Here is a 12,990-nt window from a genome sequence, read left to right as displayed (position 1 = left end):
CTGCGTTTTTCTCTTCGGGTTAAATTGATTGTCATTATTGTTACCTTTTTTTATTGTTGGTTTATCATAACAATGACCTTATAAATTGGTACTAATTAGTGTAGCCTATCCAGGGAATAGCCCTACCTTTAAAAGGCTGAAAAGGGTAAAAATAAAAAGGGCATAGCATAACTAGTTGTTGATTTTAGATTTAATATTGAATTTAGTGATTCATTTGCATTATAATGAAACTAGTTTCAGCTACTTTTGTAGCAAACAATGAGAAGATGATCGTTAATTCTCAAACGTCTTTAACGGGACGTTCCTTTAATAAGGTGATCACACCCATAGCCAACAAACTCACTGTTTTTTTCAGGTTAGTAACATCTGTTTGATGTTGAGTTATTTTAGACTATCACATTCACATTTTGAGGAATACTCAATGTCTTATGCAATTACTTTTGACTTCGATACTAGTAGGTTAGAGCACTATTATCCTGGTGCATATACAAATGCTTATAAAGAAGTTAGAGATGAGTTAAAAAAGCTTGGTTTTGAATGGAAGCAAGGATCTGTGTATTTTGGTAATAGTAGTATTAATGCAGTAACTTGTGTTTTAGCCGTTCAACAATTGGGACAAAAGTTTAGTTGGTTTACACCTTCATTGAAAGATATTCGAATGCTACGAATTGAGGAGTACAATGACTTACTTCCAGCATTGGTGCAACAACGAGAACTAACTCATGCCTCATTAGAAAAAAATGAGATCCAAAATAAAACAAGAAAATTATTTTAATAAATAATTTTCTTGTTTTTATCTTTTACCCATAAGGGAATATTCTCCTTTTTTATTCAACTTTTAATTAGGAGAATGTCCAAGTTAACCAACGAATACATACTTCTTTCAACAGAATATTTCCTTGCTTTAATCAATTGTGAAGCAACTATACCTGATGATGTATCATTAAGTTCAAATGTTCCCTGTACACACAGGGATAAATCTTTGATGCGTCAATATTACATAGCATTTTTGCTATTCAAATAATTGCAATTCTATATTTCATTGTTTAAACTTTTTTTAATTACATGAAAAATATAAATTTATCGGTAGAATTCCGTAGAATCGAATTTTAATTTCCATCAATTTTAATTAATTAAATAAAAACATGGTGTTATAAATAATGATTTTGATAAAAAATAGCCAAAAAAATCGGTAGAAATTTGCTGGTCAATATTTTAATTATAAAACAGTATGTTATAATTGGAGTGTTCCCTGTATACACAGGGATAAACCGTTGCTGCTCTGCTGGAGTGCGCAGCGAATCAAGTGTTCCCTGTATACACAGGGATAAACCGGGGGACATTCTCGGTGACCCGTTACGGGAGATACGTTCCCTGTACACACAGGGATTAATCAATTGTAGACATGAATTTTAGCCTTACTGACTTACAGCTGTTTAGTATTTGTAAACAAACATTAGCCATTACCATAGACCCGTTGAATGATTTGCGAGAAAAAATAGAATCGCCAGTATTAAAACGGTTATGTTATATCACCATTAAAGAATTACAGGCGCACAAATGTGATTCGTCAAATCTTTTACTTTCTCAGATATCCGTTCATAACCAAATATCTATTTACATTCATTAATATAAAAAATAGGATTTATATAGTTATATTGTATAAAATATTTCCATATTAAAAATGAATATAAAGCACTTGAGAATATAGCATGATTCAACAAATAGCTGTTTTGGGTGATGTAACCAATTATGGCGGAAGGATTATTACAGCCTCAGGGAACGGTTATTGTGGTATTGATGGTATCGCCTTATTGGGTGATTTAGCATCTTGCCCTAAATGTAGAAGTACAGGAAGAATCATAGAGGGAGCAAACGATTTTGTTATCGACGGAAAACCCGTTGCTTATGATGGTTGTATTATTGCGTGTAAATGCACTCCAGTTGGTGGTCATAGAATCATTGCATTAAAAAGTACGGTGTATATTAATATCTCTAATAATAGTCTATCGAATTCATCTCAATCAAATTCCATTATAAATAAACAAGAAATCAACCAAAAAATAGCTGATAACTGGATTGGATTCCAAATAGATTCAAATAAAGATTATTCAGGTTTGAACTTCATTGTTACTTTAAATAATGGTCAATTATTAAAAGGAACTTTTGATCAAAATAATAAGGCAAGACTAACTATTGATACACAATGTGATAGTGCAAGAATAGAGATAGAAAGTTTAGAGAATTTAGGGGATGATAATAATATATCAAGCATAACTGAAAATTTATTAAAAACAATAATAGGTTGATAATTATGGTGGTTACACTTATGGTGGGTGGTCAATTTCCTACGGAAACTGACAATTTAATCGAAGATCCAAATCAAATATTAGACAATGCTTTGTTTGCACTGAATGATACTGCAATGAAATTCTCAAAAGATGTAATCAACGATGCAAAAGTAAGAGAGAGTTATGCAAGTAATATAAAAAGAATGAGCGTAGAAATTAAAGGATTAGTTGACGCGAAGAAAGTATCAGTGAAAGAGGCTGCTACATTTTGTTACGAAATGAGAAATCAAATTATGGCAGAGCATAGAAAATACACATCAGCCTCTGGATTAGCGATAGCTGAAAAACATAAATTAAAACCTAAATCATTTGAAGATTTATTAGAAAAATATTCACAGGAAAAGTTTAAATCAAACTTTAAAAATCTTTCATCTAAACAACGAAATCGTGTGTACTATGAACTGATTGAATCTTCTGGTCGTGATTATCCAAAGTTTACAACAATAAATAAACGATTAAAAATTATAGGTAAAGTTGGTATTTTAGTGACGGCATCGCTTGCTACCTATGAGATTATTAATGCTGAAAATAAACCGAAAGAAACTATAAAACAAGGAATGGGAATTGGAGGAGCGGTGGCAGGAGGCTGGTTGGCAGGGTTAGGTGCATCAACAATATGTGGTCCAGGCGCTCCAATTTGTGCTATTGCTGTTGTTTTAGCTGGCAGTATTGGAGGATCAATGATTGGTTCAGCAGTCGCAGATAGCCTTGATGATGAAATAGAGGAGTTTACAAAGTGGAACATACATTAGATGAAGAAGATCTTTATGTAGCTCTTTCAGATCTTTTCGCGGCAAGTAATATTAACTATGAAAACATTGCCTCAGTAGCTAGACAATTCCCTATAAAGCATGTTGAGTATGTTTTATTTAATTATATTGCTCCTATTTGTCATTATAATGTTATCACTTCTTATTGTATGGCTTTTGATTCAACTTCTATAATTCATGCGGTTAATAACATCAAAAAACATGAAAATCGTTTTATTAATAAAATCAAAATGCATATTTTTGCTGTCTATTTTAAGTTTGAATTTAAGGATGAATGGCAAAAATTAAAAAGCTTATTATGATTATTATCGTTTTAAAATCTTATTTGAATCAAATTGATAATATGAGTTTTCTATAAACACAGGGACAAAACTTTGTCAAAAAGTTTCAGGTTACCTATACGTTTCAGTATAAAAATCAATAAATAATTTATTTTAAATCTATGATTATAGACAAAATACCATGTTGAGCTGACATAAACGTTTATTTTTAATATTGAGTAATAGATCACAAATAACAGCGCTTATAAAATTATTTTCATTAAAAAAATATATTGGATTACGCAAAATTACTGAAATTATATGAACTAAAAAACATAACTTGAATCTAACCTATGAAAATTTTGTAACCGAGCAAAATAAGAAATCAACTCCAAAAAAAGAGTCATTTTGATAACAACAAAACATTAAAAACATTTCAATAAAATCATGCAAAAAACAGTAAAAAAGTTGGTAGAAATTTATACTTAATTATTTTAATTAATAAATAATAAGTTATGATAAGTGTTCCTTGTACACACAAGGATAAACAGGCTATGCATCAAAGTTACATAGTATTTTTTAGCTATTCAAATAATCGCAATTCTATATTTCATTGTTTATCATTTATTTAATTGCATGAAAAATATAAATTTATTGGTAGAATTCCGTAGAATCTAATTTTAATTTCCATCAATTTTAATTAATTAAATAAAAACATAGTGTTATAAATGCTGATTTTGATAAAAAATAGCCTAAAAAATCGGTAGAAATTTGGTGTTCATTATTTTAATTATAAAACAGTATGTTATAATTGGTGTGTTCCCTGTACACACAGGGATAAACCGGTTTTAATGTACAGGATATGTTTGAATTGTTAGTGTTCCCTGTACACACAGGGATAAACCGGCGTGATACCAAAACTAAAAATAATAAATTTAGTGTTCCCTGTACACACAGGGATAAACCGATGAAAACTCGGCCGTTCGCAGAGCGATTGGAGTGTTCCCTGTACACACAGGGATAAACCGCCTGTTAATCCAATGCCAAATAGCTCATCAATGTGTTCCCTGTACACACAGGGATAAACCGCAATGGTCTACCCAATACATCAATGAAGATGGATGTTCCCTGTATGCACAGGGACAAATCATATTAGATTAGAAGTTGTTAACTTTCTAAGGATAGAATGGTTTCTAAGTATTATTTATATGACACATATTTGACTGATTAATGAGTTTTTTTAAGGATTGGCATGGTAAAAGTATAAAGTAAATGAATTTTCACTTATTAATATGAAGAAGCAATTAACCTCATAAATACCTAATTATTTCACTGATAATGCTAAATAGCGCTTACAGAATTTGTTTTGTTTATAACTGAATATTACGATCCCTTTCCATAAAATAGTCTAGAAAAAGCTTTCTTTTCAAAAGGAATTAATAATTTATTCACTTAACTTCTTCGGCGGTTTTTTATTGCCCAAATCATCTAAATAAAATACTATTACCCAAAATGAAATTTAAAATATTAAAAAATTTAATTATTTTATCATCTGTTATTATTCAATGATAAATGGAAGTAAGGAATGAAAAAATTAATTGCTATTTCAATATTAACTTTGATCGGTTTCAACGTATTTGCTAATGATAATGCAAAAAAATTTACTGCGGTGGTTATAAATGATGATATTGCTGCTTTTAGAACACCCGATGAATCAGTGATTGGTGAAAAAATATTAAGGGTATCTGCCTCAATTCTTAATGAAGAATTCAGTAAAGATCAGACTAAATACGAAAAAAAATACGATAAACAACTGGTTAATATTATAACACAAGCATCAGAAGTTAAAACGGATTTAAATGGCAATCAATATATTGTTGTAAATGGTGATAATCAATCTGAATTAGTTTCCATCGAATTAAAAAATAAAGATGATGCTGCGAATATCAAAAAGGGAAGTGAATTAGACCTGATCTGTTTAGGTACAAAAGATAATGTTAGATTTCCTGTGTTAAAAGATTGTGTGACTACTGACAGTTATTTCCAGAAGTTTTTTGAAATGACAATGAATAATATGAGTCAACTAAAAGTAGGGGACACTCCAAAAGATTTTTTTGAATATGTTTACTTGAGTTTTAAAGAATTTGATATTAGAAATCCTGGTAAGTTAGATGAAAAAAAATTTGATAATGATCTAGATTATATGTATGAGACTTTAGACGCTGTGGCGTATATCTTTGAAGAATACAAAGAAGAATACATAGAATTTACAATGCCTAATCCATAAAAAAGGCCTGAAACGATCCAATTTTAAACAGACTAATTTCTACGTTAGATTAGTCTAGAAAAGTATTTCTTATACATATAGATAAAACAGCTTTATTTGTAAATTAACCTAATTTAGGTTATTGGCATATGCATTAATTTATCCGTTATCTATAATAATATGCGGTTTTTTGTGTTCCCTGTGTGGACAGGGATAAACCGGCGATGCGTCAATATTACATAGCATTTTTTGGCTATTCAAAAAATCGCAATTTTATATTTCATTGTTTACCATTTTTTAATTATATGAAAAATAATAACTTATCGGTAGAATCCCGTAGAATCGAATTTTAATTTCCATTAATTTTAATTAATTAAATAAAAACATAGTGTTATAAATAAAGATTTTGATAAAAAATAGCCTAAAAAATCGGTAGAAATTTGGTGGTCAATATTTTAATTATAAAACAGTATGTTATAATTAGGGTGTTCCCTGTATACACAGGGATAAACCGAATAACTGGAGTATATTTTTAGAGGTTCACCGGTGTTCCCTGTATACACAGGGATAAACCGCGTTACATGAAAAATACCCGATGAAACCAATTGTGTTCCCTGTATACACAGGGATAAACCGCCGGGACAACATTTGCATTTGACCTGACTGATGTGTTCCCTGTATACACAGGGATAAACCGGGTATATTTTAGGTGGTCGAATTGAGTTTTTAGTGTTCCCTGTATACACAGGGATAAATCATATTAAATTAGAAGTTATTATCTTTATAAGAATGGATTTTAGATATTATTTATACGATATAGTGTTGATTGATAATAGTTTGTTTAAAGTATTATGTGATAAAATTATAATATAAATGAATTTTCAATTATCAGTATGGAGAAGCAACTAAACTCATAAATACCTAGTTATTTTACTGATTATGCTCAATAGTGCTTACAAAAATTGTTTAGTACATGAATATCATCCTAACTTTCAATAAATTAATTTAGGAAAATCTTTTTTTAAAAGTGGATAATAATTAATTCACCTAACTGTTTCGGCGTTTTTTTATTGCTCAACTCATATGAATAAAATACTATTATCAAAAATAAGATCTAATGTGTAAAAGAATTTAATTATTTTATCATCTGTTATTATTCAATAATAAATGGAAGTAAAGAATGAAAAATTTAATTGCTATTTCAATATTAACTTTGATCGGTTTCAACTCTTTTGCTAATGAGAATGCAAAAAAATTTACTGAGTTGCTTATAAATGAAGATATTGCTGTTTTTAGAACCAGCGGTGAATCAATTATTGGTGAAAAAATACCAATTGTAACTGTAACTGATCTTAGCAAAGAATTCAGTAATGATTTGACTAAATACGAAAAAACATACGATAAACAACTGGTTAATATTATAACACAAGCCTCAGAAGTAAAAACGGATTTAAATGGTAATCCGTATATTGTTGCAAATGGTGATAATCAATCTGAATTGGTTTCTATTGAGTTAAAAAATAAAGATGATGCTGCGAATATCAGAAAGGGAAGTGAATTAGATCTGATCTGTTTAGGTTCAAAAGATAATGTTAAATTTCCTGTGTTAAAGGATTGTGTGGCTACTGACAGTTATTTTCAGAAGTTTGTTGAAATGACAATGAATAATATAAGCCAACTAAAAGACGGGGACGTTCCAAAAGATTTTTTTGAAGCGATTTACCTGAGTTTTAAAGAATTTGATATTAAAAATCCTAACCAATTAGATGAAAAAAAATTTGAAGATAACCCAGATGATATGAGTGAGATTCTTGACACAGTTACAGATAACATTAAAGAAGAAGCCAAACAATTTACCATGCCTAATCCATAAAAAAGTCCGAAAGAGCTCAAGTGCAAAAAGACTAATTTCTAGGTTAGATTAGTCTAGAAAAGTATTTCTTATACATATAGATAAAACAGCTTTATTTGTAAATTAACCTAATCAAGGTTATTGGCATATGCATTAATTTATCACTTATCTATAATAATATACGGTTTTTGTATTCCCTGTATTCACAGGGATAAACCGCGCCATGTTATTCCCCCATCGTCACATGTCTGATGTTCCCTACACACAGGGATAAATCGAGGGATGCGTCAATATTACATAGCATTTTTTTGCTATTCAAATAATCGCAATTCTATATTTCATTGTTTATCATTTATTTAATTGCATGAAAAATATGAATTTATTGGTAGAATTCCGTAGAATCGAATTTTAATTTCCATCAATTTTAATTAATTAAATAAAAACATAGTGTTATAAATACAGATTTTGATAAAAAATAGCCAAAAAAATCGGTAGAAATTTGGTGGTCAATATTTTAATTATAAAACAGTATGTTATAATTGGAGTGTTCCCTGTATACACAGGGATAAACCAGTAAACTAGCTGCTAATGCGGCAGGTGTAGGAGTGTTCCCTGTATACACAGGGATAAACCGTAATCGATTGTGTGCGTTGTTTCGTCGTCACTGTGTTCCCTGTATACACAGGGATAAACCGCGGGCGTTTGGTGCTGAATATTACGTTTTGAAGTGTTCCCTGTATACACAGGGATAAACCGTGCGTCACAACTCGGATTAACGGAATTGAGTTGTGTTCCCTGTATACACAGGGATAAACCGTAACTAATGAGTTTTTGGTCGGCAAGTGGGACGTGTTCCCTGTATACACAGGGATAAACCGGTTTTTTAATGCCTGCAATATAAATTTAGTTAGTGTTCCCTGTATACACAGGGATAAACCGGTCAAATGAGTCAAGAAGAACTAACTGAATTAGTGTTCCCTGTATACACAGGGATAAACCGTTCAGACTAGTATTGGTGTAATCAATAAAGCCGTGTTCCCTGTATACACAGGGATAAACCGTGCATTTGCCTCTTACGGGCCTTTCGGCAGACGTGTTCCCTGTATACACAGGGATAAACCGTAATGGAATTGATTCTGTACTAATCCTATCCTCTGTTCCCTGTTTATACAGGGATTCTTTATTAAGAAAGTTCTGGAAAGTCAATCTTCATACCCCATGCCTACTCAGGGGGAATTTTTATTCTGCAAACTTATTTTTGTGATCATATCGATTGTAATGGATAGCATCACTTATTAAGTAGTTGTAAATTTCATCTACAATTTCTATCCCATATTTTAAGTAATCCGCTTCACGTTTTTTGCCTCGTTCACCAGGAAAAAAGACTTCACTATTTCCTTTGGCGGGTTTAACGTGTTTTAGTTGATCCAGCATGGCTGACATGTTCTTTTTGAACGTTTCAAGACCGATAAAATAATCAGGATTGATAACAATATGCAAATGTCCAAGATCGCGTCCTTTAGACAAGTCGGCATACATGGATGAGACGTTTTTGCCAAATGGTACACCTAATAAAATGCCTGACAACACATCCACCATCATCATTAGCCCATAACCTTTGGCATCCGCTATTGGTAATAGAGCGTTGACTTTGTGTGGATCGGTTGTTGGTTCACCTTGTTCGTCAACTGCCCAAGTCGGTGGAATTGGCACACCTTTGGATTTGGCATACAATATTTTCCCCCAAGCTTGTACTGTGGTAGCCATATCAAACGAAACAAGACGATTATCTTCTGTTGGAGCCGCAAAGGCGATAGGGTTCGTACCAAAAAATTCTTCTGCGCCGCCATAAGGTACCGCCATTGGATCGGATTGGCACATCGATACCGCAATTAAATTTTGTTCAGCGGCCATTTCGGTAAAATAACAAAGTGAACCACTGTGTGACATGCGACGAATACCTACCACTGCAATACCATTTTTTTTCGCCATAGCAATCGCTTTATCCATGCCTACTTTAGCGGCCACTAAACCACACCCATTGTCGAAATCCAATATGCCACTGGCTGGGCCTGTCTCTTGGTACGTGACATTAGGATTATGTGTCATTCCACCTTTGGCAATACGTTCAGCATAATATTCAACGCGCACCGCGCCATGCGAATGGATGCCACGGGCATTAGCGAAAGTTAGGGCATCAGCAGCAATATCCGCGTGTTCGCTTGTTAAACCCGCTTTATGTAATTTTTTGGCGATTAAATGATGTAAGGTTTGTCTATCAACTCTCATATTAAAACTCCTATCTTTTCCAGATATGTCTATTCATTCATTACTTTGTTGATTTGATGGGCTGACAATGGTGCCTTTAGTGGTATCTAATAACGCTTCAATATCGGTTAATGTACCAATATAAGCCCTGTTGCCGGTCTTTTCGACAAATTCGATTACCGATTTTACTTTTGGACCCATTGCACCATCGTCAACCGCTAACGGTTTTAGTCGTTCAGGGGTGACATGTCGTAATGCGGTTTGATCAGATGTGCCCCAGTTTTCATAAACGGCATCGGCATCTGTTAAGATCATCAGATGATCAGCTTTAAGCTGAGTTGCAAGTATTGCAGCTGAGTGATCTTTATCGATCACTGCTTCAACACCTTTGTAACCATTCACATCTTTAATTACTGGTATACCACCACCACCGTTACATATCACAATAGCATCATCGGTCAGTAGTTGTTGTATGGTGTCAATTTCGAGTATTGTTTTTGGTTTTGGTGATGGAACCACTCGGCGAATATATTGACCATCTCTTTTAAATGTCCAACCATATTGTGCTTGTAATTGTTGCTGTTGATCGGATTGATAAACAGGTCCGATATATTTAGTTGGTTGACTAAACGAGGGATCATGCTCATCCACTTCGACTTGTGTTAATACCGTCACAACTTTATTAATATTGTTGTGTTGTTGCAAACTGCGCCCAATCATATAACCTAGCATGCCTTGGGTTTGGGCAACTAAAATATCTAGGGGATAGGCTGGTACTTGAGAATAAGCTTGATTTTGCAAAGCCAATAATCCTACTTGTGGTCCATTACCATGTACGACAACTAAGCGGTATTTACCCGCAAGTTTGGCAATAATTTTAGTTGTTGCATCAATATTTTCATATTGATTATCGACGGTTAAAGGTTGATTGCGTTTGGCAATGGCATTACCACCTAACGCAATGACAATAAGTTCCATTTTGTTTCCTTGATAATGTTTTTTAGTGTCTTGTATTTTGTTTATATTTCTATATCTCGATGGCAATCTTTAGAATAGATATAGCTCAATGGTTCTTTACCAACCGAATAACAAGCTTGCAGTGCATAAGCGCCCATAAAAATATAATCATCTTTTTTGACAGGTATCCACTCATTATCAAGCAAATACATGCCTTCGCCACTAAGCAAATACGCGCCATGTTCTTGGACATGGGTTTCAATATAACCATGGCTCGCACCAGGTTTGAAAGTTAATATATGAAAGTTCATGTCAAAACCAAGTTCTTTAGGCAGGAGATCTTGCACAAAGACGTTATCCATATCTTCATAACAGATACAATCTAGTTTTTCGACATGATTGCTTACTATACGTGCTTGATAACCAGAGAGCGGTATATAGCGACGTTTATACAAAAATAATCGAGATAAAGCAGTGTCATTTTGCAAATACAATTTAATTCCTGCTGGACAATAAACATAACCCCCCGTTTTTAGACTAAAGACTTGATCGTCAGCTTTCGCCGTTACTTCGCCACTGATCACATAGACAAATACTTCGATATCTTTACCGCCAAAACCTTGTAAATTTTTACCATCTTGATGCATAGTAATAAGATAATCGACAAATGATGCCCCTAATTTGGGTGTGGATAGAATTGTGATATCACAGTTTTCAAAGCCTGGAATGATATTTTTGACTAACCCATCTGGCGGTATCAATGCGTAGTTATGGCGTTTAATAATGGCTCTTGATGCAAGCAGATCTTTTGGATAACCAGTATTATTATTGATATACCCCATTTTTATTCTCCTTGTAACATACTGCTGTTTTTACGTAACTTTTTGGTTATTAAATTATCTGTTTATCGTTATTTAGGTAATAGCAATCCCAACTTGTAAAAAGCAGTCATTGTTTATATTGGTTTAACCGGTCATAGGCATCTGACCGGTAATGGTGTTTATTGGTTGTTAGCCTTTTTTTTCGAGTTAATCAGCATGAAGATCAGCGTAGCAACGATCAATATGACTATGGCGACGTAAAACCCAGTGATTTTAGTGCCAGTAAGATCGGCTAAATAACCCGTTAGCGGTGGTGCAATCACTGACGAACTCATGCCAAAGAAATTAAAGACACCAAAGGAGGTACCATAATTGGTTTTTGGTGCGGTTTCGGCAACATGTGAAATCAATATTGGTTCGACAGTCAGTTTGCCAAATAACCCATAAAAGATTAATCCCGCAAGTAAAAAAGTGATGGTTGCAGATTGTACGGTAATAAATAAGGTTCCAGCAGCAATCAGTTCTAATACGATAATAAACAATAGACGTTTACTTCTAAATTTATCGGATATTTTACTGATGATTAATGCTCCCGGAATAGCTGCAAAAGCGACCAATGATGATGCTGAGCCAATACTGCCTCCCGTAAAGCCGCGTTCAGTTTCTAAAAAGTTTGGTAACCAACTGACAATCATGTAGTAGCCATAACATGTTGCAAAATACATAATGTAAGAGGCAATCATTTCAATACTAAAGAAACTATGTTTTTGGTCAGATTTAATTGGCGATGTTGTCGTTTGGTTATTCGTTGTGTCATTTTGAACTGCTTGTTTAAGTTTTGGTTGTTCTTTGATGATAATAGCAAAGCCTGCAACTAAACAAAGTAACAGCGCAGCAATAATATAGAGCATGTATTCCCATGGCATACCCCATGATTTAACTAAAAAGCTGGTTGCCAGTAAACTTATACCCATCCCTAAAGCTGAGCCAGTATTGATTATAGCTGAAGCAAAGCCACGATGTTCAGATGGGATATTTTCAGCTGAAAGTGACCAAGCCGAACCATAATAAGAGCCACAACCTAAGCCAGCTAATAAACTACCAACATAAATCATCATAATAGAATGTGCATTACCAATGATTAAAGCGGCGATGGTAAATAATAAGAAACCAGGAATCACCACTGCTTTTTTACCAAACTTATCAACTAACATCCCTGCAGGGATTTGCATAGCGGTATAAGCAAAAAAATAGCAACTAGCAATTAAACCTAACTCAGTATTGGATTGCGGACCTATAGTTTGTTGAACTTCTGGAAAGATAGCGGTTAGAACAGGACGATAGATCCACATCACTGTCCAACCAAGGCATAATAATACCACGATTTTATGCCAGTATTGGATACCACCTGTTTTGGCTGTTGTGTCAACGGTTGTCATGTCAAC

General features: G+C 33.3%; 10 protein-coding genes and 3 CRISPR repeat arrays. Of the genes, 6 read left to right on the top strand and 4 right to left on the bottom strand.

Annotated elements, in window-relative coordinates; genetic code table 11:
* Positions 1–421 precede the first annotated feature (421 nt).
* The 6 genes from H3S73_RS13165 (at position 422) to H3S73_RS13140 (ending at position 7,520) form a co-directional block, all read left to right on the top strand.
* The gene (locus tag H3S73_RS13165) at positions 422–775 is read left to right on the top strand and encodes a hypothetical protein (RefSeq protein ID WP_065590133.1); all 354 of its coding nucleotides are present in this window, start codon (positions 422–424) and stop codon (positions 773–775) included.
* A 937-nt stretch (positions 776–1,712) separates the two neighbouring features.
* Positions 1,713–2,309 carry a PAAR domain-containing protein gene (locus H3S73_RS13160; protein WP_198236900.1) on the top strand — a complete coding sequence of 199 codons (597 nt, stop codon included), beginning with the start codon at positions 1,713–1,715 and terminating at the stop codon, positions 2,307–2,309.
* A gap of 20 nt (positions 2,310–2,329) precedes the next feature.
* Positions 2,330–3,103, top strand: a complete 774-nt coding sequence (locus H3S73_RS13155; RefSeq protein WP_198236901.1) for a hypothetical protein — start codon at positions 2,330–2,332, stop codon at positions 3,101–3,103.
* On the top strand, positions 3,088–3,423 hold the full coding sequence (locus tag H3S73_RS13150; protein WP_198229081.1) for a hypothetical protein: 336 nt from the start codon (positions 3,088–3,090) through the stop codon (positions 3,421–3,423). Before H3S73_RS13155 ends, H3S73_RS13150 begins: the two co-directional genes overlap by 16 nt.
* Positions 3,424–4,197: 774 nt before the next feature.
* Positions 4,198–4,531: a CRISPR direct-repeat array (repeat unit 29 nt; unit sequence GTGTTCCCTGTACACACAGGGATAAACCG).
* A gap of 435 nt (positions 4,532–4,966) precedes the next feature.
* Positions 4,967–5,668 carry a hypothetical protein gene (locus H3S73_RS13145; RefSeq protein ID WP_198236902.1) on the top strand — a complete coding sequence of 234 codons (702 nt, stop codon included), beginning with the start codon at positions 4,967–4,969 and terminating at the stop codon, positions 5,666–5,668.
* Between the two features lie 464 nt (positions 5,669–6,132).
* A CRISPR array of direct repeats spans positions 6,133–6,405; the repeat unit is 29 nt; unit sequence GTGTTCCCTGTATACACAGGGATAAACCG.
* A gap of 422 nt (positions 6,406–6,827) precedes the next feature.
* Positions 6,828–7,520 (top strand): hypothetical protein, encoded by a 693-nt coding sequence (locus H3S73_RS13140; RefSeq protein ID WP_198236903.1) that lies wholly within the window; start codon positions 6,828–6,830, stop codon positions 7,518–7,520.
* A gap of 523 nt (positions 7,521–8,043) precedes the next feature.
* Positions 8,044–8,682: direct repeats of the CRISPR family, unit length 29 nt; unit sequence GTGTTCCCTGTATACACAGGGATAAACCG.
* A 56-nt stretch (positions 8,683–8,738) separates the two neighbouring features.
* Here H3S73_RS13140 and allD read toward each other — a convergent pair.
* The 4 genes from allD to H3S73_RS13120 form a co-directional block, all read right to left on the bottom strand.
* Complete coding sequence (gene allD / locus H3S73_RS13135) at positions 8,739–9,788, bottom strand: ureidoglycolate dehydrogenase (RefSeq protein ID WP_198236904.1); 1,050 nt, start codon at positions 9,786–9,788, stop codon at positions 8,739–8,741.
* A gap of 33 nt (positions 9,789–9,821) precedes the next feature.
* Entirely contained in the window at positions 9,822–10,745 is a 924-nt protein-coding gene (locus H3S73_RS13130; RefSeq protein ID WP_198236905.1) for a carbamate kinase, read from the bottom strand.
* Between the two features lie 41 nt (positions 10,746–10,786).
* Positions 10,787–11,566, bottom strand: coding sequence for a (S)-ureidoglycine aminohydrolase (gene allE, locus H3S73_RS13125; RefSeq protein WP_198236906.1), 780 nt, complete (start codon positions 11,564–11,566; stop codon positions 10,787–10,789).
* Positions 11,567–11,724: 158 nt separating this feature from the next.
* Complete coding sequence (locus tag H3S73_RS13120) at positions 11,725–12,984, bottom strand: MFS transporter (protein WP_086327010.1); 1,260 nt, start codon at positions 12,982–12,984, stop codon at positions 11,725–11,727.
* Positions 12,985–12,990 lie beyond the last annotated feature (6 nt).

Origin of the sequence: Gilliamella sp. B14384G12 (assembly GCF_016101825.1) — a bacterium.
Classification (GTDB): Bacteria; Pseudomonadota; Gammaproteobacteria; order Enterobacterales; family Orbaceae; genus Gilliamella; species Gilliamella apicola_N.
This window is presented reverse-complemented; position numbering and strand designations above follow the sequence as displayed.